At 65.7% G+C, this 895-nt stretch carries 2 protein-coding genes and 1 pseudogene; 2 read left to right on the top strand and 1 reads right to left on the bottom strand.

Annotation, left to right across the window (positions count from 1 at the left end; all coding sequences use genetic code 11):
- Positions 1-61: 61 nt before the first annotated feature.
- Complete coding sequence (locus IMZ11_RS42660) at positions 62-301, bottom strand: hypothetical protein (protein WP_064865798.1); 240 nt, start codon at positions 299-301, stop codon at positions 62-64.
- 90 nt (positions 302-391) lie between these two features.
- Between IMZ11_RS42660 and IMZ11_RS42655 the strand changes: the two genes are divergently transcribed.
- Both IMZ11_RS42655 and IMZ11_RS42650 read left to right on the top strand, forming a co-directional pair.
- Entirely contained in the window at positions 392-673 is a 282-nt protein-coding gene (locus tag IMZ11_RS42655; RefSeq protein ID WP_064865797.1) for a transposase, read from the top strand.
- Between the two features lie 23 nt (positions 674-696).
- Positions 697-895 (top strand): annotated as a pseudogene (locus IMZ11_RS42650) (IS3 family transposase); the annotation flags it as partial.

Here is an 895-nt window from a genome sequence, read left to right as displayed (position 1 = left end):
GCCTTACTTAATCGTCACCGTGACGTAATGGTGTGGTGCGACTGGATGTGGCCGATCGAGGCTAGGTGGCCGGATCACCTTCCTGCGCAGGGTTTTCCGGGTATAGAAGAGGGTCGTCGAAGTTGTCTGGAACGACGAGGTCGGGCGGCTGGCCAAACCGGCGGCGAGGTGGGGGCGCTGAGGTGGCCCCGTGGCGTGCGCGCAGTTCTTCGCCGCTGACCGTGCGGCCGGCGGCGTTGGTCGCCTCGAGAACTTGGCTTTTGTATTCGCCGATGGTGATTCGCCCGGCGGCGAGTTCCATGAGCCGTCGTGGCATGTTCCCCGTGATTGAGGCCAGCCTGTTTTAGAGTCCTGTGGCCCAAGGTCGGGCCGAGAAGGGACGATGACACGCATGGCTGGTCGTAAGCGGCATTCCGCGGAGGACATCGTGCGCAAGCTGCGCCGCGCCGATGAGCTCGCTGCCGAGGGCAGGACCGGTGAGGAGATTGCTGCCGAGCTGGAGGTGTCGCCGGCCACGCTGTACAACTGGCGCCGCGGCTACGGCGGGATGGATACCGACGCCGCCAAGGAGCTCAAGGAACTGCGTGACCAGAACGCCCGGTTGAAGCGGCTGCTGGCCGAGGCCGAGCTGGAAAAGGACGCCTTGCGGGAGGTCGCGAAGGGAAAATTCTGAGCCCAGCTGCCAAGCGTCGCGCCGTGGACATGCTCAAGGATACGTTGAACATGTCGGAGCGGTTGGCGTGCAAAGCCGTTGGGCTGGCCCGCTCCACCTACCGCCGGCTCCCGCAAGCACAGACCACCGATGATCCGGACGCCCAGATGCGGGCCTGGCTGCGCGCCTACGCGCTCAAACACCCCTGCCATGGGTTCCGGCGCGCCTGGGCAGCGTTGCGCT

Source organism: Microtetraspora sp. AC03309 (genome assembly GCF_020826795.1).
GTDB lineage: Bacteria > Actinomycetota > Actinomycetes > Streptosporangiales > Streptosporangiaceae > Microtetraspora > Microtetraspora glauca.
The sequence above is the reverse complement of the archived record's forward strand: the minus strand, read 5'-3'. Positions and strand labels throughout refer to the sequence as shown.

Coding starts and splice junctions, on each gene's coding strand:
- IMZ11_RS42660 (WP_064865798.1), bottom strand. CDS start 301: ATGGAACTCGCCGCCGGGCGAATCACCATCGGCGAATACAAAAGCCAA.
- IMZ11_RS42655 (WP_064865797.1), top strand. CDS start 392: ATGGCTGGTCGTAAGCGGCATTCCGCGGAGGACATCGTGCGCAAGCTG.